General features: G+C 66.3%; 18 protein-coding genes and 1 riboswitch. Of the genes, 13 read left to right on the top strand and 5 right to left on the bottom strand.

Annotation, left to right across the window (positions count from 1 at the left end):
- Positions 1-217 precede the first annotated feature (217 nt).
- The 4 genes from AC1DKN_RS15325 (at position 218) to dcd (ending at position 6,087) form a co-directional block, all read left to right on the top strand.
- Complete coding sequence (locus AC1DKN_RS15325) at positions 218-1,549, top strand: glycerophosphodiester phosphodiesterase (protein ID WP_476871749.1); 1,332 nt, start codon at positions 218-220, stop codon at positions 1,547-1,549.
- Positions 1,550-1,783: 234 nt separating this feature from the next.
- Positions 1,784-2,947, top strand: coding sequence for an acyltransferase family protein (locus AC1DKN_RS15320; RefSeq protein ID WP_476871748.1), 1,164 nt, complete (start codon positions 1,784-1,786; stop codon positions 2,945-2,947).
- A gap of 313 nt (positions 2,948-3,260) precedes the next feature.
- A complete protein-coding gene (locus tag AC1DKN_RS15315; protein ID WP_476871747.1) occupies positions 3,261-5,411 on the top strand; it encodes a PKD domain-containing protein in 2,151 nt (716 codons plus the stop codon).
- Positions 5,412-5,511: 100 nt separating this feature from the next.
- A complete protein-coding gene (dcd, locus tag AC1DKN_RS15310; protein ID WP_026538211.1) occupies positions 5,512-6,087 on the top strand; it encodes a dCTP deaminase in 576 nt (191 codons plus the stop codon).
- An 88-nt stretch (positions 6,088-6,175) separates the two neighbouring features.
- Here dcd and AC1DKN_RS15305 read toward each other — a convergent pair whose 3' ends face one another.
- Genes AC1DKN_RS15305 through AC1DKN_RS15295 form a run of 3 tightly spaced genes read right to left on the bottom strand, consistent with a single transcriptional unit; the run spans position 6,176 to position 9,299 of the window.
- Positions 6,176-7,372, bottom strand: a complete 1,197-nt coding sequence (locus AC1DKN_RS15305) for a cation:proton antiporter (protein WP_476857318.1) — start codon at positions 7,370-7,372, stop codon at positions 6,176-6,178.
- A gap of 5 nt (positions 7,373-7,377) precedes the next feature.
- Positions 7,378-7,860 carry a cation:proton antiporter regulatory subunit gene (locus AC1DKN_RS15300; RefSeq protein ID WP_028275382.1) on the bottom strand — a complete coding sequence of 161 codons (483 nt, stop codon included), beginning with the start codon at positions 7,858-7,860 and terminating at the stop codon, positions 7,378-7,380.
- 38 nt (positions 7,861-7,898) lie between these two features.
- A complete protein-coding gene (locus AC1DKN_RS15295; protein WP_476871746.1) occupies positions 7,899-9,299 on the bottom strand; it encodes an MFS transporter in 1,401 nt (466 codons plus the stop codon).
- Positions 9,300-9,524: 225 nt separating this feature from the next.
- Here AC1DKN_RS15295 and AC1DKN_RS15290 point away from each other — a divergent pair, with 225 nt between their 5' ends.
- From AC1DKN_RS15290 to mnhG, 6 genes are read left to right on the top strand one after another with little or no spacing between them, the layout of a single operon-like run.
- A complete protein-coding gene (locus AC1DKN_RS15290) occupies positions 9,525-12,581 on the top strand; it encodes a Na+/H+ antiporter subunit A (protein WP_476871745.1) in 3,057 nt (1,018 codons plus the stop codon).
- On the top strand, positions 12,578-13,099 hold the full coding sequence (locus tag AC1DKN_RS15285; protein ID WP_230009245.1) for a Na(+)/H(+) antiporter subunit C: 522 nt from the start codon (positions 12,578-12,580) through the stop codon (positions 13,097-13,099). The genes AC1DKN_RS15290 and AC1DKN_RS15285 overlap by 4 nt, the downstream gene beginning before the upstream one ends.
- Positions 13,096-14,724, top strand: coding sequence for a Na+/H+ antiporter subunit D (locus AC1DKN_RS15280; RefSeq protein ID WP_476850770.1), 1,629 nt, complete (start codon positions 13,096-13,098; stop codon positions 14,722-14,724). The genes AC1DKN_RS15285 and AC1DKN_RS15280 overlap by 4 nt, the downstream gene beginning before the upstream one ends.
- On the top strand, positions 14,721-15,266 hold the full coding sequence (locus AC1DKN_RS15275) for a Na+/H+ antiporter subunit E (protein WP_028275387.1): 546 nt from the start codon (positions 14,721-14,723) through the stop codon (positions 15,264-15,266). Before AC1DKN_RS15280 ends, AC1DKN_RS15275 begins: the two co-directional genes overlap by 4 nt.
- Positions 15,263-15,541 (top strand): MrpF/PhaF family protein, encoded by a 279-nt coding sequence (locus AC1DKN_RS15270; RefSeq protein WP_018774043.1) that lies wholly within the window; start codon positions 15,263-15,265, stop codon positions 15,539-15,541. The genes AC1DKN_RS15275 and AC1DKN_RS15270 overlap by 4 nt, the downstream gene beginning before the upstream one ends.
- Positions 15,542-15,572: 31 nt before the next feature.
- A complete protein-coding gene (mnhG, locus tag AC1DKN_RS15265; RefSeq protein WP_476871784.1) occupies positions 15,573-15,923 on the top strand; it encodes a monovalent cation/H(+) antiporter subunit G in 351 nt (116 codons plus the stop codon).
- A gap of 74 nt (positions 15,924-15,997) precedes the next feature.
- On the opposite strand, the gene AC1DKN_RS15260 is transcribed toward mnhG, so the two are convergent.
- Entirely contained in the window at positions 15,998-16,261 is a 264-nt protein-coding gene (locus tag AC1DKN_RS15260; protein ID WP_223915203.1) for a DUF4235 domain-containing protein, read from the bottom strand.
- Positions 16,262-16,300: 39 nt separating this feature from the next.
- Complete coding sequence (locus tag AC1DKN_RS15255) at positions 16,301-16,846, bottom strand: heme-degrading domain-containing protein (RefSeq protein ID WP_476871744.1); 546 nt, start codon at positions 16,844-16,846, stop codon at positions 16,301-16,303.
- A 187-nt stretch (positions 16,847-17,033) separates the two neighbouring features.
- Positions 17,034-17,177, top strand: a riboswitch (TPP riboswitch).
- Between the two features lie 66 nt (positions 17,178-17,243).
- On the opposite strand from AC1DKN_RS15255, the gene AC1DKN_RS15250 reads away from it, so the two are divergent.
- From AC1DKN_RS15250 to AC1DKN_RS15240, 3 genes are read left to right on the top strand one after another with little or no spacing between them, the layout of a single operon-like run.
- Positions 17,244-17,891 carry an ECF transporter S component gene (locus AC1DKN_RS15250; protein WP_028275391.1) on the top strand — a complete coding sequence of 216 codons (648 nt, stop codon included), beginning with the start codon at positions 17,244-17,246 and terminating at the stop codon, positions 17,889-17,891.
- A gap of 28 nt (positions 17,892-17,919) precedes the next feature.
- Positions 17,920-19,578: an ABC transporter ATP-binding protein gene (locus AC1DKN_RS15245; RefSeq protein ID WP_476871743.1), complete on the top strand. Its 1,659-nt coding sequence runs from the start codon at positions 17,920-17,922 to the stop codon at positions 19,576-19,578.
- Entirely contained in the window at positions 19,575-20,378 is an 804-nt protein-coding gene (locus tag AC1DKN_RS15240; protein WP_476871742.1) for an energy-coupling factor transporter transmembrane component T family protein, read from the top strand. Before AC1DKN_RS15245 ends, AC1DKN_RS15240 begins: the two co-directional genes overlap by 4 nt.
- Positions 20,379-20,465 lie beyond the last annotated feature (87 nt).

Below are 20,465 nucleotides of genomic sequence, written 5' to 3'. Positions count from 1 at the left end.
CCGAGACGGATGGCTATGAATGTAATTCACCAACTCTCCTTCAACTCGCTGACGGCAAGTTCCAACTACGTTGCACGGCAGCCGTCTGACCCAGTCCGTAAGGTCCGGTCCCATGGGTAGGACTGGCAGACAATCACCAGAACATGTATCGAGGAGGACCTTCCTCATCGCATCGTCGTCCGGCCTGGTGCTCGCATCCTGTTCAGCGAATGATGCCGTGCCCGAGCGATCGCCGATCCATACGGTGGACAGCCTTACCGGAACGACACCGTTCTATATCGCCCACAGGGGCTCCGGAGACAACTGGACCGAACACACGAAAGTCGCCTACGACTCCTCTAGGGCCGCGGGGGCGCGGGCTATAGAGGTCTCGGTCCACTCAACGTCCGACGGCGTCCTGGTCTGTCATCATGACGCTAATCTTTCGCGCCTAACAGGCGTCGACAAGGACATCGAGAACATGACGTACGCGGAACTCGCAGAGTTCCGCGTCGACGCGCGGCAATGGCTGGGGCCGTCAACGGCCCCCCAGCCGATACCCAAATTGTCGGACGTCCTGGACGCTTGCGCCGCCACACACGTTGTCTTCCTGGAGGACAAGCAGGGCACCAACACCAAAGTGCTCCTGGACCTCATGGATACCTATCCGGACTCGACCGGCCATTTCGTCTGGAAGCAGGACGCGGGCGTCAAAACGTTCGAAGACGCACGGGCCCGCGGCTATAAAACCTGGGGCTACTTTGTGGACGGAGCGGACAAGAAATTTGAAAAGTACGCCGCCCGTCATGACTTCGTAGGCATTTATCATCTGGCGGCTGACGCGGATATACAGCGGCTCGTCGGTTTCGGACGGCCCACGATCTGTTGGGAGGTTCATACACGTTCGAGAAGAGACAGCCTTCTTGGGCTGGGAGTCCGGGGCATGATGTGTCCCAACATTCCCTACGTGATGACCGACGTTCCGGCGGCCACCGCTGACACTTTCGCCACGGGGCTCCGCGCCGCAGGGGACCTTCCGTCGACCCTCGGTTGGGCCTTCCAGCCCCTTATTTCACCCCGGGAAGCAACCGTCACACTTGCCGACGACGTGGACCAAAGCTATTCACTTGGGTCCATGTGCCCCATCGCCGGCGATGAATATTCCATCGAATTTCAGTTGTGCTGGCCCACGAGGGTGCCTTCTTCGGTGCAGGCCGGACTAGCATTCGGCCTCACCAGCGACAGCCCGTATCAACCGCTCGAACCTGGTCCAGCCGGTTACCATCTCTTGTTGGATGACAAAGGCGAGCTTCGGCTTTACGCCAGGCGCGAGTCCGGCGCCTCCGAAAGTTTGGGCGTGTTGAGGACAGCTCCTCCGGTGCCCGGATCATGGATCAGTTTGAGGATCTCAGTGGAAAGCTCCCGCATAACGTTTTCCCGGCCCGACGCCGAAGAGGCGAAGGTATCGGTAACAACCGCGGAACACCGCGGCGGCTACTTCACCCTCTGTAAGGCCTATAAGGGAAAAGTCCCCATATCCTTCCGCGGGATCAAAGTCGACAGTGCATAGTTCTGGGCCAAGTCACGTCGGCTGCCAAATGGCCAACTATGTTCCAGCCTGGCTTCCTTCCCAAGGGCCGTGATGGCAGGCTGCCACGGATGCGCACGGCGGGAGAGCCTGTGGAAATTTACCGACAGAAAAATCCCGCACGCAAAACCCCACGGAGCCGGCAGATGCACTAGGGTCGGAGCAATGCCGTGTTTCCGCTCCTGGTGTTTGTTTGTGAGGACGAAGAGGTAACGAATGCGACTCATCGGATTTTCGAGGCTCGGCTCGCCGAAAGACCAAGATAAATCGGCCGCCCAGCGGACGGACTTGCCGCAGGCCAAACCGGGTAAGTTCCAGGGTATTCAGGCCCTTCGCTTCATCGCCGCACTACTGGTAGTGGTCACACACTCGACCTTTTATGCTCACGAAAGACTGTCGTCATCGGTCCCCGTCTGGAATGACGGCGTGGTTGGCGTCCGGGTGTTTTTCGTGATCAGCGGTTTTGTCATGGTTGCCTCGACGACTTCTCTCGCCGGTACTCGGGACGGCTGGAAGTACTTTTCAATGCGGAGAATAATCCGCATTGTTCCGATGTACTGGATGGCCACCACGGTCAAATTACTAACGATGTTGGTACTGCCTGCGGCGGTTCTTCATTCAGCGCTTGATCCCGGCAAGGTTGTCCTTTCATACTTGTTCCTGCCCTCACGTAACGCGGACGGAGCCGTGGAACCACTCTTGGGTGTTGGCTGGACTTTGGTGTTCGAGATGTTCTTTTACGCAGTCTTTGCCGTTGCGCTGCTCGTCAGGGCGAACGTCATCTACCTGGCTGGGGGCGTGCTAGTCCTTGTGGCTTGCGGATCTCTGTTCCGCGGAGCCAACTGGCCTGCCTGGGCCGTCTACTTTGATCCGATCGTTCTCTATTTCCTTGTGGGCATGCTCATTGCGAAGTTGACTCTCAACCCCCGAACGCGCCGCCGCTTGGCGCCGGCGGTCCTTGCGGTACTTGCACTCGGGATTTTATACATGGTGATCCACCCCGATATAGATGGTTCGTTGAACAATCGTTTCTTCGAAATGCTCGCGGTAAGCGCAATCGTCTTGGCGGTAGCCTGGCTTGAGCCGCTCATTGGACGAGGGGTCCCAAAGTTCGCGACGTTTCTGGGAGCCGCGTCCTACTCCCTGTACCTGTTTCATCCGTTAATTGCGCCAGCAATACCCGAAGTGCTGGTTCGGCTGGGAGTCACGAACGGCGTCGTTTCTGTCCTGCTGTCGATCGCGGCGGCACTGGTTGCAACCACGCTAATTTATCGGTTTGTGGAACTGCCAGTGACGGCCTGGCTGCAGACTCGTGTTCCATATGTCAACCGACAGCCCAAAGCGGCTGGTTCGCTCGAAACAGCGGACTCTGGAAAGTAATAGGCAGCCGAAAAATAGTTGGCCGACTCTTCGCATTACCGTCGGTTCGATATGCCCCGAGGCAAACCCTGCGGGTCTGTTGCGCCCTGATGGAGCATGCATTGCTCAAGGCAGATGCAAGTACAAATGCGAGTAGGACCGACGAAACGGCGAGAAAGTCGAGTACCGCATACTCGGGGACCCGAAGGGGGCTCAGCTTACCGTTCAACCCAGCACACAAGTGGTGTGCTGGGTTGAGCGGAATGTATCGCTGAAGTGCCGGCCCAGCACATCACCAGCGATGCCGTTCGAAGCAAATTCATGAGGGGGCAGCATGAGCGTTGAAAACAGCGGTCCATCAACGGAGTGTGCACCGTCGCCGCCCCAGCCGCCCGATGCCAGCCATGGCCATCACAGCGGGCCTCCGCAGCCGATGACGGGTAAGAAGTGGCTCGCTGTTCGGAACCGGCGCACGGATAAGCGTGCCGCGAGCGCAACGAAGAGGCGATTAACGCTCCGTGTCGCCACGTTTTGGCATCTCGTCACGGTGTCGGTTACGAGCGCTGCCCTTGTCTTCGCCGGATCGGTGGCCTGGAGTCCGGCGATGGCCCAACTGCTGCCCGGGAGAACGGAGGCTGCCGAAGCCGCCGTCGTCCCCGCCGTTCCGGGGGAACTTCGCGTCACAGCGGCGGGCGATTATTCCACTTCAGCCGCCGCTGCCGGTGTCCTCTCCCGAGTCGGACAGCTCAAACCGGACCTGCACCTGGCCCTGGGTGACCTTTCCTACGGTGCCACCGGAGCAGAGCAGTCCTGGTGCGATTTCGTCACAGCCCGCACAGGCGCGGGCTTCCCGTTCGCGCTGGTGTCGGGCAACCACGAAAGCAACGGACAGAACGGAAACATTAATGATTTTTCTGCTTGCTTGCCCAACCAGCTTCCCGGGGCGGTAGGGACCTACGGCCGGCAATACTACGTCGATGTCCCACAGCAGAATCCATTGGCACGATTTGTATTTATCACTCCGGGAATTCCTTTTACGGGCGGAACCCCTGACTACTCCGTCGGCAGCCCTCGTTATAACTGGACAGCAGCAGCAATCGACGGAGCCCGGTCCGCGTCCATACCCTGGGTCGTGGTGGCTATGCACACACCTTGCATCTCGATCGGTATATACGACTGCGTTGCAGGCACCGACATTACTAACCTGCTTCTCAGCAAGAAAGTGGACGTCGTCCTGAACGGCCATGAACATCACTATCAGCGCAGCAAGCAGCTTTCAGTAGCAGCCGGATGCGCGGGGCTCCAGCCTGGCGTCTACAACCCATCCTGCGTGCGTGACGGGGACAATTCCCTGGCCAAGGGAGCCGGCTCCGTATTCGCAACTGTCGGGACGGGCGGCATAGGCCTGCGCGACGTCAATACCGCCGATCCGGAAACACCGTACTTCGCCGCCTATTCGGGGCTCAACCTGAACCCAAGTCACGGCCTGCTGGACATGAAGTTCACCGCCACCACCTTGGAGGCCGGATTTGTCGCCACGGACGGGGCGTTCACGGATGCCTTCATCGTCGCTTCGGCGGGGGGCAATGTGCTTCCAGCCGCGTCCTTCACCTCGTCCTGCTCTAGTCTCACCTGTGCATTCGACGCGTCGGCGTCCACAGATCCGGACGGCATCATAGCAAGCTATGCCTGGGACTTCGGTGACGGCATCGGCGGCAGCGGCCCTTCGCCGTCGCACTCCTACGCCGCCCCCGGCAGCTACGACGTCACCCTGACTGTCACTGACAACGGCGGAGCCACAAACGCGACAACGCGAACCGTCACAACAACAGCTGGCACAGCACCGTTTGCCCAGGACACGTTCAACAGGACGGTCAGTAATGGTCTCGGCACCGCGGAAACGGGTGGCCCATGGTCCGTGACGGGCAGCACGAGCGATTATTCCGTGGCCAGCGGGACAGGACGCCTGCGCATCGCCTCTCCAGGCGCCGTCAAGTACGCCTATCTGGGTTCTGTCAGTTCCTCGGCCACCGACCTCTACCTTGAGCTTGCGACCGACAAACCCGCCACCGGTTCCGGTCTGTATTTCTCGGCAGTCGGACGACGGGTTGCGGGATCCGGAGAATACCGGGCCAAGGCCCAGGTGACATCCACGGGAGCTGTGAACCTGTCATTGATCAGGACATCGGCCAGCGGTGCCGAAACCACGATCCAGAGTGGACTCACGATCGGTGGCCTGAACTATGCCGTCGGCGATCGATTGGCAATGCGCCTGCAGGTCACGGGCACGGGGACCACCACGATCCGCGCCAAAGTCTGGGAAGTGGGGACGGCCGAACCGGTAAGCTGGCAGCGCTCCGTGACTGACACGACGGCGGCTCTGCAGGCGGCGGGCGGCGTCGGGTTATTCACGTATCTTTCCAGCAGTGCTAACAATGCGCCGATCACTGTGCTGCTGGACAATGTGACGGCGGCGGTCCCGTAGCCGGTTCACGAGCCCTGGGCGCTGTTATCCGACCGGCGCCCAGGGTGTAATACAGGCCTCCGGCCAGGCGGACCGTAGTGAGTGCGGTACTTTTGAACCTGTGCTGATCTCTGACCGCGACATTCGAACCGAAATTGACTCCCAGCGGATTGTCCTCGAACCCTTCGACCCCGACATGGTCCAGCCGTCCTCGGTGGACGTCAGGATCGACAAGTTCTTCCGGCTGTTCGACAACCACAAATACGCCCACATTGACCCGGCCGAGGAACAGCCCGAGCTGACCCGCCTGGTGGAAGTTGAGTCCGGCGAGCCGTTCATCCTGCACCCGGGGGAGTTCGTCCTTGGCTCCACGTACGAGACCGTGACGCTGCCGGATGACATCGCGGCCCGCCTCGAGGGCAAGTCCTCGCTCGGCCGGCTCGGCCTGCTGACGCACTCGACGGCGGGTTTCATCGATCCCGGATTCTCCGGCCACGTCACGCTGGAACTGTCCAACATGGCCACGCTGCCCATCAAGCTCTGGCCCGGCATGAAGATCGGCCAGCTGTGCTTCTTCCGGCTGTCCTCGGCCGCGGAGCACCCTTACGGTTCGGGGGAATACGGCAACCGCTACCAGGGCCAGCGCGGGCCCACGGCCAGCCGCAGCCACCTGAATTTCCACCTCACCAACATCTAGGCGGGACGGCTGCCAGGCCGGACGGCCGCGCCAGCCAAGCCAGCCTCCTGGCCAGGCACCCAGTGCGCTGAGTCGCAGGGCGGCAGCGTTACGCCGGGCCCGAGGTCCGGAACGCGGGCCGCCGTGCCGGACGGCGCAGGAGCCGGACCAGCGGCTCCACAAAGCGGGCAGCCAGCGGCCCCACGATCGCCATGATCAGAACGTAGGCGGTGGCGAGGGCTGCCAGATCGGCGGGCACCACGCCGGAGGCAACGGCCAGGCCGGCGATGACAATCGAGAACTCGCCGCGTGCGATCAGGGCCGCGCCCGCGCGGTAGCGGCCGGGAATGCCAATCCCGGCCCGCTTGGCCGCCCAGTACCCGGTGACCACCTTGGTGGCTGCCGTCACCAGGGCCAGCAGCAGGGCCCAGCCCAGGACCGGGGGGATGGACCGGGGGTCGGTGTTGAGGCCAAAAACAACAAAGAAGATGGCCGCGAAGAGGTCCCGGAGCGGCTCCAGGATGCGCGTGGCGCTGTGGGCCGTGGCCCCGGAAATCGCGATGCCGAGCATGAACGCCCCCACGGCAGCAGAAACCTGCATGGCGGCCGCGAGCCCCGCGACGAGAAGTGCCAAGCCGAGCAGATTGAGCAGGAAGACTTCGGAGTTTTCGCTGTGCACGGCCTTGGACACGTGGTGTCCGTGCCGAAGGGCCACCACCAGGACCAGGCTGACGACGGCAAGGGAGATCCCCACCGTCTGCAGCCCCAGCAGGATGCTGACGCCGGCCAGCGTGGCGGTCAGGACCGGCAGGTACACGGCCATGGCGAGGTCCTCGAACACCAGGATGGAGAGGACCACCGGAGTTTCCCGGTTGCCGATCCGGCCAAGATCCGTGATGACCTTGGCGGCGATCCCGGACGATGAAATGTAGGTGACGCCGCCCATCACCATGGCCCCCACGACGCCCCATCCCAGCATCACCGCGAGCCCGGCACCGGGCAGGAAATTGAGCAGCAGGTCCAGGACGCCGGCCTGCCAGGACCGCCGCAGGCCGGTGACGAGCTCGGACGCCGTATATTCCAGCCCAAGCATAAGCAGCAGGAGAATTACGCCGATCTCGCCGGAAAGGTGCGCGAACTCGTGCATGCCTTCGAGCTTGACCAGGCCCCCGGCCCCGAAGAACAGCCCGCCCACCAGATAGAGCGGGATGGGGGACATGCCGATCCGCCCGGCCAATCTGGCCAGCAGGCCGAGGCAGAAGACGACGGCCCCCAGCTCGATCAGAGTCAGCGCGAGCGGATCCATCCGGCTTATCCGTTGCGCAGGATGCCGGCCGCCGTGTCCAGGCCTTCTTGCGTACCCACCGCAACGAGGAGGTCACCGGGGTGGAGAACGACGTCGGGTCCCGGGGAGGGCACGACCTCGCCTTCGCGCATGATAGCCACGATCGAGACCCCGCTCCGGGTCCGGATGCACGCCTTCCCCATCGGCTGGTTCTGGAAGGGTGACTCAGCGCTGATCGAAAACTGGCGCGTGACAATACCCGGGATTTCCCGGTGGGCTTCCGAGAGCTGCATGGCGATGCGCTGGCCGCCCAGGAGGTTGCCCAGGGCGGCGGCCTCATCCGCAGTCAGCGGGACAGAGGCCTGGCAGGTGTCAGGATCGTCCCAGGTCGAGACGATGAGTTCCGTCTGGCCCTCGCGGTATTCGACAACGCCGATCCGGCGTCCGGAGGCAGTCATGAAGTCCTTGCGCCGGCCGAGGCCGGGGAGGTCCGTCTCATCCACGTTCATACCCTCAGCCTAGTGCGCGAACCGTTGATTCGGCCGCCTCAGGACTCGGGGACCACCGCGATTTCGGTCTGATCGGGGGCCTTGACCGGCAGGAGCACGAGCAGGCCCACGAGCAGCACCACCATGATGCCGAGGATGCCCCAGCGCTGGGCCTCGCCCTCCGCTACGAAGGGTGCGGCGACGGCGATGCACAGCGTGAAGAGCGCGGGGGCTAGGAAGCTTACGGCCCGGCCCGTGGTGGCGTAGAGGCCGAAGAGCTCGCCGGATTCGCCGTGCGGGGCGAGCCTGGCGAGGTAGGCGCGGGAGGACGACTGGGCCGGCCCCACGAAGAGGCACAGCAGCAGGCCGAAGACCCAGAACGTGGTGGTCCCGGCCCAGGCCATGCCAAAGAACATGTAACTGCCGTTGCCGAGGACCAGGATCGCGGTACCCGCGACCAGCAGGCCGGCCAGAGACGCGATAATCACGGTCTTCGGCCCGATCCTGTCATCCAGGAAGCCGCCGAGGATGGCGCCGGCGGCCGCCACGACATTTCCGAAGATCGCGAAGAAGATGACGTCCTTGAGCTCGAAGCCAAAGGTGCCGGCCGCGATCACCCCGCCGAAGGTGAAGACAGCTGCCAGCCCGTCCCGGAAGATGGCGCTCGCGAGGAGGAAGTAGATAGTGTGCGGGCTGGTCCGGTAGATCGCCTTGATGCGCCGTACGAGCAGGCCGTAGGAGGCGAGGAACCCCAGCCCGGCGCCCCGGTCCGAGCGCGGCAGCTCCGGGACCGCGAACAGCACGGGCAGTGCAAAGACGAGGAACCACAGGGCCGAAAACACCGCCACCAGCCGGATGTTCAGGCTGTCCGCGGTGGAGGCGCCAAACCAGTTCACGCTGGGCTGGACGAAAAGCTGGAGCACAACCAGCAGCGCGACGATGCCGCCGAGATACCCCATTCCCCAGCCGAAGCCGCTCACTTTGCCGATGTTCCGCGGGGTGGAGATCTGGGTGAGAATGGCGTTGTAGTTGACCCCGGCAAACTCGAAGAAGACGTTGCCCAGCGCTATGAGCGTGACGCCCAGGATCAGGAAGTCCGGCCGCGGGAAGACAAAGAAGCACAACCCGGTCAGGACGACGACGGCGGCCGTGTTGACCCCCAGCCACAGCTTCCGCCGGCCGCCCGTGTCCGAGCGCTGCCCGGTGACCGGGGCCAGGAGGGCAACGGCCACGCCGGCGACGGCCAGCGCGGCGCCCAGGACTGCCGAGGCCTGGTCCTCCCCGCCGAATGCCTTGGAGGTCAGGTAGACGGTGAAAACGAACGTTGTCATGACGGCATTGAAGGCTGACGAACCCCAGTCCCACGAGGCCCACGCGAGGATCCGGCCACGGTGCGGGACGGGACTTCCCGATTCCAGTTCCGAGGGGCGCATGGCCTCTGGGGCGGCGGCAGTGTTCATAGCCAGAATCGTAGCCGCCCCGGGCGTCCTCCGAGGGGGAGCGGCAGGGGGTTTTGCCAGGCAGGGTTTAGCCCCGGCTTCACATTTGCGTCGAATTGTTCAGTGACCGGTGTCTCGGCCAAAAGAATTTGTACACGCTTGGTAAACTGACGGCACCGAACCTAACAAATGACCCGCCTGCTCCAACTTGCTGACAATCGACTTTCTGACGTTGCGGAGATACCAGTGATCACAGTCCTTGCCGTGCACTTTGCGGTGGCTGCTGTGGCCCCGCTGCTGTTCCGAAAGTTTGGCAGGAATTCGTTCTTCGCCCTGGCCGCGGTCCCCGCGGCCTCCTTTATCTGGCTGCTGCTGCAGCACGACGCAGTCTATTCAGGCACAGTCTATTCAGGTTCTGACGGGGCGATTACCGAAGTCATCCCCTGGATTCCCGGGCTGCAGCTCGAACTCGCGTTCCGGATGGACGCCCTGGCCTGGGTCATGTCCCTGCTGGTGCTGGGGGTGGGCGCGCTGGTGCTGGTCTATTGCGCCCGCTACTTCAAGGACAAGGACGACTACCTCGGCGGTTTCGGCGCCCAGCTCCTGGCCTTCGCCGGGGCGATGTTCGGCCTCGTTACCGCTGATGACCTTCTGCTGCTGTTCATCTTCTGGGAACTGACCACAGTGCTGTCCTACCTGCTGATCGGCTACGCCCGCACCCGGCTGTCCGCGCGGCGCTCGGCGTTGCAGGCACTCGTGGTGACCACCGCCGGCGGCCTGGCCATGCTCGTGGGGCTCATCATGCTCGGTTCGACGGCCGGAACCTACCGGATCCAGGCCATCATGGACCTGGCTCCCACCCTGGTCGCCGGCCCCGCAGGCGGGGTCGTGAACGCCGCCGTCGTCCTCATCCTGATCGGTGCGATCACCAAATCCGCCCTGGTGCCGTTCCACTTCTGGCTCCCCGGCGCAATGGCTGCCCCCACTCCCGTGAGCGCCTACCTGCACGCCGCGGCCATGGTGAAGGCCGGGATCTACCTTGTGGCCCGGCTGGCCCCCGGATTCGCGGACACCGCGGCCTGGCTGCCGATCGTGCTCGGCCTGGGCCTGGCCACCATGCTGGTGGGCGGCTACCGGGCCCTCCGGCAGACAGATATCAAGCTCATCCTCGCCTACGGCACCGTGAGCCAGCTGGGCTTCATGACCATGGTGGTGGGCCTCGGCACCCCCGACGCGGCACTCGCCGGAATAGCCCTGCTCCTGGCGCACGGGCTGTTCAAGGCCACGCTCTTCCTGGTGGTGGGCATCATCGACCACCAGTCCGGGACCCGGGACATCCGCGAGCTCTCCGGCGTCTACGGATCGGCCAGGGCACTGGCGGTCGTCGCGGCGATCGGCGCGGCCTCGATGGCGGGCGTGCCCCCGCTGGCCGGATTCGTCGCCAAGGAATCGGTGTTCGAGGCCTTCCTCCAGTACAAGTCGGAGACCGGGACCGGACCCTGGCTCTTGGCCGGTGTGGTCCTGGGCTCCATCCTGACCTTCGCCTACAGCGCCAGGTTCATGTGGGGAGCCTTCGCCCTCAAGCCCGGCGTGGAGCCCACGGCCTTCAAGCCGGTCAAACCGGCGTTCCTCGCCGCACCGGCGATCCTGAGCCTCCTCACAATCCTTTACGGGCTGTGGCCTGCCACCGTTGACGCCTGGATCCAGCCCTACGCGGAGCTTTTTGTGCACGGCTCCGAGGCCCCGCCCGGGCACCTGGCGCTGTGGCACGGCATCACCCCGGCCCTGGGCCTGACCGCAGTGACGTTCGTCCTGGGCCTGGCGATGTTCTACGGCCGCAACGCCGTGGCCCGGCTGCAGGCGCTGGTGCCGGGCTGGATCGACAGCGACCGTGCCTACCAGCTGACGATCGGCGCCCTGGACGACACCGCGGTATGGATCACCGGCCGGACCCAGCGAGGTTCGCTCTTCTTCTACCTGTCCGTCATCCTGACCGTGGCGTTCGTCCTGCCGCTGACGGCGCTGCTGCTGGCCAACAAACCGCTGCCGCCCGGTCTCTATGTCATCGATCCCGGCTCGCCGCTGCAGTTGGTGGCCGGCGCCGGAATCGTGATCGGGGCGCTGGCCGCGGTGCGCGCCAACAAACGGTTCCTGGCCGTCCTGATGGTGTCCGTCACCGGCTACGGGATTGCCATGATGTTCGCCCTGCAGGGAGCCCCGGACCTCGCCCTGACCCAGATGCTGGTCGAAACCATGATCCTGGTGGCGTTCGTGCTGGCCATGCGGAGCCTTCCGCCGGGGCTGCGGGACCGCACCGGCGGCAAGTACAGGGTCATCCGCGTGGTGATCGGCCTGGCATTCGGCGTCACCATGATTTTCGTGGCCATCCACGCCCTCGGCGCCCGGGTGGCGCCGCCGGTCTCCCTGCAGTTCCCGCAACTGGCCTATGAGGGCGGCGGCGGACTCAACGTCGTCAACGTGACCCTTGTGGACATCCGGGCCTGGGACACCTTTGGCGAGATCTCGGTCCTGGCCCTGGCCGCCACCGGCGTCGCAAGCCTCATCTTCGTCCGCGGCCGCGGTGACCGCATCCGGACATCCGCGAGCGTCGCGGAAGGGACCGTGGGCCGGCGGACCGGGGCCAGGGGCAGCACCAGGGAAGACGCCGCCCTGGCGATGAACCGGCGGTTCGCTGCCGCCACTCGCGACGCCTGGCTGGTGGCCGGCCGGACCCTGGCACCCGAACGCCGCTCGATCATTTTCGAGGTGGTCACCCGCCTCATCTTCCACTCGATGATCGTGTTCTCCATCTATCTGCTCCTCGCCGGCCATAACCTGCCCGGCGGCGGCTTCGCCGGCGGCCTCACCGCCGGCCTCGCCCTGACCATCCGCTACCTGGCCGGCGGCCGCTTCGAACTGCGCGAAGCGACACCAGTCGGCGCCGGCACCCTGCTGGGGATCGGTCTGGCCACGGCGGCCGCCGCCGGAATGACGCCGCTGCTGCTGGGCGGCGAAGTGTTCCAGAGCGCCATCGTGGAGCTGTGGCTGCCCGTCTTCGGCGACATCAAGTTCGTCACCTCGACCATCTTCGACATCGGTGTCTACGTCGTGGTCGTCGGACTGGCCCTGGATGTGCTGCGCAGCCTCGGCGCGGAGATCGACGAGCACTTCGAAGAGCAACCCGAGACGACCGAAGAGGGGGCCGCCGAAGACCGGGACAGCGGAGGATTCCCAGGCGGGGTCCCCGCCGAGTCCGCCGACGAGTCCGCCGACGCGGAAACCACTGCCAAGGGGAGAACATGAGCGTCAACCTGACCCTGCTGACGGTCATGGGCGCCCTCTACGCCTGTGGCATCTACCTGCTCCTTGAACGCAGCCTCACCCGGGTCCTGCTGGGCCTCATGCTGCTGGCCAACGCCACGAACCTGCTGATCCTCGCCACCGGCGGCTACGCCGGGCTGGCGCCGCTCTTCGACAAGGACACCCCGGCGGGGGACTACAACGACCCCCTGCCGCAGGCCCTGATCCTGACCTCGATCGTGATCTCCTTCGCCGTCACGGCGTTCATGCTGGGCATCATCTACCGCACCTGGGTCCTGGCCCGCCAGGATGAAATCCAGGACGACGCCGAGGACCGCCGCGTCGCGGAAACGCCAAGCTTCGATGCCGAGGACGACTCCGTGATCCCGGTCGAGACGTCGGAGTTCCCGCTGGCCACGGTCATGTCCGGTGACCGCCCCGTGCGGGCCGACAAGGCCGCCTCTGAAGAACAGCCCGGTTCCCTCAACGTTGACCCTAGCCCGGAAGGAGGCGGAGAGTGAACATCACCAGCCTTGCCCCGCTCGCCGTCGTACTCCCCATCCTGGGCGCCGCCCTGACCTTTCTGCTCATCCATCACCCCAGGGTCCAGCGCGCGGTCAGCATCGCCGTGCTGACGCTGACACTGCTGCTGGAATGCTGGCTGCTGGCCTCCGTCTGGGATGGCGGCACGGCCGCGGTGAACATCGGCGGCTGGCTGCCGCCGTGGGGCGTCGTGCTGGTGGTGGACCAGTTCTCCTCCCTCATGCTCGTGGTGTCCTCGGCCGTGAGCCTTGCGGTGCTGATCTACGCAACGGGACAGGGCATGGCCGACGGCGACCGCGACGCGCCGGTCTCGATCTTCCACCCGACCTACCTGATCCTCGTGGCCGGGGTGTCCAACGCCTTCCTCACCGGAGACCTCTTCAACCTCTACGTGGGCTTCGAGATCCTGCTGACGGCCAGCTACGTGCTCATCACACTCGGCGGGACAGGCCCGCGCATCCGGGCCGGCGTGACCTACGTGGTGGTCTCCGTCGTGTCCTCGGTGCTGTTCCTGATCGCGATCGCCATGATCTACGGCGCCACCGGAACCATCAACATGGCGGACCTCGCCATCAAGCTCGGCGACCTCGACCAGGGCACCCGGACGCTGCTGCACGTCATGCTGCTGGTGGCCTTCGGCATCAAGGCCGCCGTCTTCCCGCTGTCCTTCTGGCTCCCTGACTCCTACCCCACCGCCCCGGCCCCGGTCACCGCGGTGTTTGCCGGGCTGCTGACCAAGGTGGGCGTCTATGCGATGGTCCGCACGGAAACGCTGCTATTCCCGGGGGATGCGCTCAACGCCCCGCTCATGGTCGCGGCGCTGCTGACCATGGTGGTGGGCATCCTCGGCGCCCTGGCCCAAAGTGACATCAAGAGGCTCCTGTCCTTCACCCTGGTAAGCCATATTGGCTACATGGTGTTCGGCCTGGCCATGTCCACCGTGGCCGGTCTGGGCGCCGCGGTGTTCTACGTGGCCCACCACATCACTGTCCAGACCAGCCTGTTCCTGGTGACCGGCCTGATTGAACGCCGCGGCGGCAGCTCGTCCATGGACCGCGTGGCGGGACTGGCCAAGCTCTCCCCGGTATTGGGGGTCCTGTTCTTCATTCCCGCCATGAACCTCGCCGGAATCCCGCCGTTCTCGGGTTTCCTGGGCAAGCTGGGGCTGCTTCAGGCAGGCGTGGAACTGGGGACGCCGCTGGCCTACGCCCTGGTGATCGGCGGCGTGCTGACGAGCCTGCTGACCCTGCTGGCGATCGCGAGGGTCTGGAACCGGGCGTTCTGGCGCAAGCCCGGGGACGCCGAACACCCCGATCCGGTGCTCCTGGCAGCGCCGGCCGACTCCGCCACGGGTGACCGGGCCGGCAAGACGAATGTGACCCTGCTGCCCCGCACCATGGTGGGCTCCACCCTGGGCCTGGTGGTCTTTGGCGTGGCCCTGACGGTCTTTGCCGGGCCGCTGTTCAGGGTGGCCGACCAGTCCGCCCAGGAGATGCTGGACCGGACCTCCTACATCCAGGCCGTGCTCGGCCCGGACGCGCCCGTGCCGCCGGTGCCCCCGTCGCTCCATCCGGTGCAGGTCCGGGAGGGCGGCGGAAAATGAACCGGAAAAGGATCTCGCTGCGCCAGGAACTGCCGCTGCTGGTCTGGCTCGTCTTTGTCTGGGGCGCGCTCTGGCAGAACTTCAGCCCGGGCAATCTCCTCTTCGGCGCCCTCATCGCGGTGCTCGTGGCGCGCATTTTCTATCTGCCCCCGGTGGAACTCGGCGGCCGCTTCAACGTGCTCCGCGCCGTGCCGTTCGCCCTCATCTTCCTCGGAAAAGTCGTCGCGGCAAGCTTCCAGGTCCTGTACCTGGCCGTGGTCCGCGGCCCCAACGTGGTCAGCGCAGTCGTAGCCGTGCCGCTCCGAAGCCATTCAGACCTCCTGGTCACGGCCACCGGGCACGTGATCTCGCTGATTCCCGGGTCCCTCGTGGTGGAGGTGGACAGGTCGACGTCCACGCTCTACATCCACGGCATCAACGTCCGCAACGCCGAGGACGCGGCCAAGCTGCGCAAAGAGGTCCGGGACACCGAGGCCGGGCTGATCCGGATCATGGGGACCAAAGCCGAACTTTCCGCCCTGACACAGGAGACCGCCGCATGATGCAGACCGTCCTGACGGTGACCGCCGTCGTACTGTCCCTGGCCGCCGCGGGGGCGATCGTCCGGATCGCGCGGGGGCCCTCGCTGCTGGACCGGGTTCTGGCCGCCGACGTGCTGCTGGCCATCTTCGGCGCGGCCCTGTGCATCGACATGGCCGCCAACCGGCACCTGAACAACCTGATGCTGCTCGTTGCCATTTCCCTGATCGGCTTCGTCGGCTCGGTCACCGTGGCCCGGTTCGTGGCCGACAGACGGGAGGGCGTCCGTGAATCCTGACACAGTGATCGACGCCGTCTCCGCCGTGTTCATGGTGACCGGAGCCCTGATGTCCCTCGCGGCCGCCATCGGGCTGCTGCGATTCCCGGACCTCATGAGCAGGATGCACGCGGCCACCAAACCGCAGGTCCTCGGCCTTTTCCTGCTGCTGGCGGCCCTCGGCCTGCAGATGCGCACCTGGTCGGTGTGGCCCGTCCTGCTGGTGGCCTGGCTCTTCCAGCTGCTCACCGTCCCCGTGTCCGCCCACATGGTGGGCCGGGCCGGCTACCGGACCAAGCACCTGCACCCGGAGCTGCTGAGCTCCGACGAGCTCGAGGCGGTAGTCCAGAAGGCCGCCCAGCAGGCGGCCACGCACGGAGCGAACGACGACGACGACCGCTGAGCCCCCGTCCGGCCCGGCGGACCCGGCCGGGGCCTTCGACTGCCGCGGCGGGCGCCGCGGCTGGTCGGGTCAGGTCAGACGACGTCCTGGGTCTTGGCGAAGCGGGTGATCGCGCGCTGGGTGCCGCGGTTGGCGAGCACCTGGATGATGGCGCTGACCGAGGCGGAGATCAGGGCGAACGTCAGGGCCGAGCGCAGGGTGGTGGGAACGTCGTCCTCCTGGCCCTTGGGCGGCTTGTTGCCCGTGGACTTTTCCCACATGGTGTCCACCAGCTTGGTGCCGGCAAAGCCGGCCAGGAGGCTGACGCCGGTGCCGAGCAGCTTGATGAGGATGTTCATTCTTCGGTCTCCTTGGGACGGGAACGGTTTTCCCCTAGCCTAGCGTTCCGGGGTGAGGACCATCCGCAGGGCCTCGACCACGAGTTCGTGATCCGCCTTCTGGGGCAGGCCGGAGACGGTGACGACGGCGACGGCGCCCGTGCCGCGCACGTAAATGGGAAACGCCCCGCCGTGGGCGGCGAACTCCGACTGATCCCACCAGGCGTTGTCCTCGATCCTTCCGCCGGCAGCGCGGGCCCGGAGGCCCACCAGCAGGGACGGGACCTCGTACCGCAGGGCGGTACGCTTCTTGGCGTTGATCCAGCGCTCATTGTCCGGTGTGGCGCCGTCCAGCGCGGCGTGGAAGAGCACCTGCTCGCCTTTGGTGATGTCGACGGCGATGGGCAGCGAGCGTTGCCTGCCCAGCTCGACAAGGAGGAGCCCGAGGTCCAGGGCGTCATCCTTGCTGAACGACGCGAACTGGAGCGCCTCTATCTCGGCCAGCACGCGGCCAATGAGCGCCGCCAGGGAACCCCGCGGCTGCGGCTCATTGGAGTCGGGATCGTATTCCCCGGAGGGATCTTGGGTGACCGGTGTGTGCGACAAAATATTCCAGCTTTCCGGTGGGTGACGAGGCCGCCCGCTGGCGGGTCCGGGGGTCCGGCACGACGACTCTACCAAGAGGGTTTTCCGGGCCGCCGGGACTGCCGCCGTCCGGTCCACGATTGTGACGGCACACCACTGAAATCCCGGCCGTCCGGGTGTAAACTGAGCCAGCCCACAAGGGCGAAAATAATTACGACAGGGGAGCGCCGCCGTCGGGCATCGCCGGAACAATCCGGGGAAACCTTTGGTGGGCGCTGAGAGTGCGGACAGCCGCAGACCCTCGAACCTGATCCGGTTAGTACCGGCGCAAGGGAGTCGAGTTCTCAGGATGCGCGGAGGGCGGCGGAAGCCGAGACCGGCCGGCGCACCCTCCCCTCCTGTTCCTCAGGAGGACGACATGACAGATATTTCAGCACAGCATGGTTCCGCCAGCCGTTCATCCGCCCGGCGCAACTACAGCTGGCGCGTGGTGGACATTGTGGTGGCCGCGTTGATCGCCGTTGCCGGCGGCGTCATTTTCTGGGCCTGGTCCCAGGGCGCGAACCTGATCTCGACTCCGGTCAACGCGGTCTACCCGCCGTTGAGCGGACTCTACGCCGGCGGCTGGATGATCCCGGCAGTGCTGGGCATGCTCATCATCCGCAAGCCGGGCGCCGCGCTCTTCTGCGAAACCGTCGCGGCCACCGGCGAGCTCATCATGGGTTCGCAGTACGGCACCACGGTGCTGATCTCCGGCATCCTGCAGGGCCTCGGCGCCGAACTGGTCTTCGCGGCCTTCCTCTACAAGAAGTTCAACCTGCCCGTCTCCGTGCTGGCCGGCGCCGGCGCGGGCCTCTTCTGCGGCCTGAACGATTCCTTCCTGCCGTGGGGCTGGAACATCGCCTACGAAGCCGGCGACAAGCTCGCCTACATCGTCTTCACCACGATCTCCGGCGCAGTGATTGCCGGCGGACTGGCCTGGCTCGCCACCCGCGGCCTGGCGAAAACCGGAGTGCTGGGCTCCTTTGCCTCCCGCAAGGCCGCCACGGAGCCCGTCTTCTCCTGAGCCCCGTCGCTGAATCCTGCAGAGAATCATGAGATCTTCACCGGGCGTCCGGCCGGCCGCCGTCACGGCCCGCGGCTGGGGCTGGCGGCATGCCGGACGGACCAGGCCCGCCGTCAGCGGCCTTGACCTGGACATCCAGCCGGGGGAGCGCGTGCTCCTGCTGGGGCCCTCCGGCGCCGGCAAGTCGACGCTGCTCCACGCCCTGGCCGGCGTTCTGGGCGACGGCGCGGCCGGCGACTCCGGGGACCCGGGCGACTCCGGCGACGCCGAGAACACAGACGAGACCGGCAGCCTCCTGATCGACGGCGCCGCGCCACGGGCGCAGCGCGGCCGCGCCGGGCTGGTGCAGCAGGACCCGGAAACGCAGGTGGTGCTCTCCCGCCTCGGCGACGACGTCGCCTTCGGGGCGGAGAACCTCGCCGTCCCGGCGGCGGAGATCTGGCCGCGCGTGCGCGAGGCCCTCGACGACGTCGGGCTGGGACAGCTGCCGCTGGACCACCCGACGGCGGCCCTCTCCGGCGGGCAAAAGCAACGGCTCGCGCTCGCCGGGATCCTCGCGATGCGGCCAGGGCTGCTGCTGCTCGACGAGCCGACCGCCAACCTCGACCCCGCGGGCGTCCTGGAGGTCCGCGACGCTGTGGGCCGCTGCCTGGACAAGACAGGCGCCACGCTGGTGGTCGTGGAGCACCGGGTGGGGGTCTGGAAAGACCTGGTGGACAGGATCGTGGTGCTGCAGCCGGGGTCCGCCACGGACTCCGCGGTCTTGATTGACGGACCGCCGGACCGGGTCCTGGCCGAGGCGCGGGACATGCTCATCGGTGCGGGCGTCTGGGTGCCGGGCTACGTCCCGGCGACGCGGATGCGGACACCGGCGCGGGGTGCGGGACAGACTCTGCTCGCGGCCGACGCGCTCGCGGTGTCCCGCGAGCGGCCGCGGCGGGCCGGGCTGCGCGACGGCTTCCGCACCATCGCGCCGCGTCCGGTCCAGTCCGGGGTCTCGGTCCGGGTCCGCGCCGGCGAGGCGCTGACCATCACCGGACAGAACGGCACAGGGAAGTCCACCCTGGCGCTGACGCTGGCCGGTCTCCTGCGGCCCGTCGCGGGAACAGTCTCGGCCACGGCGGAGCTGAGCAGTCCTGCCACTGGTCACTCCAGTGGTCGCTCCAGTGGCCGCGTACGCGACGGCGCCGGACCCGATCCCTACCGGTGGAGGGCCCAGCAGCTGATCGCCAGGATCGGAACCGTCTTCCAGGAACCCGAGCACCAGTTCGTTACCGGCAAGGTCCTCGACGAGCTCATGTTCGGACCGCGCCACCTCGGGTACGGCGAAGACCGCGTGGACGAACTGCTGGAGCGGCTGCGGCTGACGGAGCTTGTGGACGCCAACCCCTACACGCTCTCCGGCGGCGAGAAGCGGCGCCTTTCGGTTGCCACTGTGCTGGCGGCGCACCCCCAGGTGCTGGTCCTGGACGAGCCCACCTTCGGCCAGGATGCCAATACCTGGGCCGAACTCGCCTCGTTCCTCACCGAGCTCCTCGACGCCGGCACCGCCGTCGTGTCCGTGACGCACGACGCCGAATTCAGCGCCGTCCTCGGCGGCGCCGAACTCCGCCTCCGGCCACGGGAAACCGCCGCCGCGGACGCTCCCGGCCCGGATCTCGAGCTGCCGGAGGGGGCCTCGCCATGAGGGACGCCCTGAGCCTGCGCGGCAATCACGCGCTGCTGACCCGAGCCAACCCGCTCGCCAAGTTCACGGCGGTCACCCTGATCACCCTGGTCCTGGCGCTCTCCATTGACTGGGTGTCGGCGTCGGTGGCGCTGGCGTTCGAACTGCTGCTCCTGCCGCTGGCGGGCCTGACTGTGGCCTTGCTGTGGCAGCGCGGCTGGCCGCTGATCCTCGCCGCGGCGCTGGGCGGCTGGAGCACGGCCATCCTGGCGGCCGATTCCGGACCCGTCCTGCTCGATGCGGGGATCTGGTCCGTCAGCTCCGGTTCCCTGCAGCTGGGGATCGGCTTCATGCTCCGCGGGCTCGCGATCGCATTGCCCGCGGTGCTGCTGATGAGCTGTACCGACCCCACGGACCTGGCCGACGCCCTGGCCCAGAACGCGAAACTGCCGCACCGGTTCGTCCTGGGCACCCTGGCCGCGATGCGGCTCGTCGGAATCATGGCCGAGCAATGGCAGACCATCGGCATGGCCCGGCGGGCCCGCGGCGTGGGCTCGAGCGGCAACCCCTATCAGCGGTTCCGCGCCACGCTGGGCCAGAGTTTCGGCCTGCTGGTGCAGGCGATCCGGAGCGCCTCGCGGCTCGCGGTGACCATGGAGGCCCGCGGGTTCGGCGGTGCCGCCCGGACCTGGGCCCGGCCCTCCACGTTCAGCGGACTCGATGCCTGGGTGCTGCTGGGCGGGCTCGGCATCGCCGCCGCCGCCGTCGCCGCGGCCCTCGGCGCGGGCACCTGGAACCTCGTCTTCCTCACCCGCCAGTAGACCGGCGCCGCCGGCCGGGCAGCCCGGGAGGCCCGGCGGGGCGGCCCGGGAGTTCCGGCGGCCTGCCGGTTATCGCATGGCGTGGGT

It is taken from the genome of Arthrobacter sp. 01N444 (assembly GCF_056399305.1).
The sequence above is the reverse complement of the archived record's forward strand: the minus strand, read 5'-3'. Positions and strand labels throughout refer to the sequence as shown.

Bases quoted from the DNA above. Each gene is read 5' to 3' on its own strand.
- AC1DKN_RS15320 (WP_476871748.1), top strand. From the start codon at position 1,784: ATGCGACTCATCGGATTTTCGAGGCTCGGCTCGCCGAAAGACCAAGAT.
- AC1DKN_RS15315 (WP_476871747.1), top strand. From the start codon at position 3,261: ATGAGCGTTGAAAACAGCGGTCCATCAACGGAGTGTGCACCGTCGCCG.
- AC1DKN_RS15305 (WP_476857318.1), bottom strand. From the start codon at position 7,372: ATGGATCCGCTCGCGCTGACTCTGATCGAGCTGGGGGCCGTCGTCTTC.
- AC1DKN_RS15300 (WP_028275382.1), bottom strand. From the start codon at position 7,860: ATGAACGTGGATGAGACGGACCTCCCCGGCCTCGGCCGGCGCAAGGAC.
- AC1DKN_RS15295 (WP_476871746.1), bottom strand. From the start codon at position 9,299: ATGAACACTGCCGCCGCCCCAGAGGCCATGCGCCCCTCGGAACTGGAA.
- AC1DKN_RS15285 (WP_230009245.1), top strand. From the start codon at position 12,578: ATGAGCGTCAACCTGACCCTGCTGACGGTCATGGGCGCCCTCTACGCC.
- AC1DKN_RS15275 (WP_028275387.1), top strand. From the start codon at position 14,721: ATGAACCGGAAAAGGATCTCGCTGCGCCAGGAACTGCCGCTGCTGGTC.
- AC1DKN_RS15270 (WP_018774043.1), top strand. From the start codon at position 15,263: ATGATGCAGACCGTCCTGACGGTGACCGCCGTCGTACTGTCCCTGGCC.
- mnhG (WP_476871784.1), top strand. From the start codon at position 15,573: ATGGTGACCGGAGCCCTGATGTCCCTCGCGGCCGCCATCGGGCTGCTG.
- AC1DKN_RS15260 (WP_223915203.1), bottom strand. From the start codon at position 16,261: ATGAACATCCTCATCAAGCTGCTCGGCACCGGCGTCAGCCTCCTGGCC.
- AC1DKN_RS15250 (WP_028275391.1), top strand. From the start codon at position 17,244: ATGACAGATATTTCAGCACAGCATGGTTCCGCCAGCCGTTCATCCGCC.
- AC1DKN_RS15245 (WP_476871743.1), top strand. From the start codon at position 17,920: ATGAGATCTTCACCGGGCGTCCGGCCGGCCGCCGTCACGGCCCGCGGC.
- AC1DKN_RS15240 (WP_476871742.1), top strand. From the start codon at position 19,575: ATGAGGGACGCCCTGAGCCTGCGCGGCAATCACGCGCTGCTGACCCGA.